General features: G+C 69.8%; 1 protein-coding gene and 1 pseudogene. One reads left to right on the forward strand and one right to left on the reverse strand.

What is annotated here, in order from left to right; translation table 11 throughout:
• Positions 1–80 precede the first annotated feature (80 nt).
• A pseudogene (locus FAF44_RS54205) lies at positions 81–149 on the reverse strand (helix-turn-helix domain-containing protein); the annotation flags it as partial.
• A gap of 2 nt (positions 150–151) precedes the next feature.
• Here FAF44_RS54205 and FAF44_RS54210 point away from each other — a divergent pair.
• Positions 152–235, forward strand: an 84-nt coding sequence (locus tag FAF44_RS54210; RefSeq protein WP_308193562.1) for a helix-turn-helix domain-containing protein, incomplete at its 3' end; no start/stop codon positions are given.

Raw genomic sequence — 235 nt, forward strand, 5'->3', positions numbered from 1 at the left:
GACCTCGACCGAGGACGTCCCCGACGAGATCCGCAGCGGCGACCTGTCGATCGACGAGGCCACCTACACCGCCCGGCTGCGCGGCCGGGGTGCTGGGCGAGGTACTTGAGCAGCTCGAACTCCTTGAAGGTGAGGTCGAGCACCCGGCCGGGTGTTCACCCGCGCCCAGTTGCTGCAGGAGGTCTGGGGCTACGACTACTTCGGCGGCACCCGCACGGTCGACGTGCACGTGCGG

It is taken from the genome of Nonomuraea sp. MG754425 (assembly GCF_021699195.1).
Taxonomy (GTDB): domain Bacteria; phylum Actinomycetota; class Actinomycetes; order Streptosporangiales; family Streptosporangiaceae; genus Nonomuraea.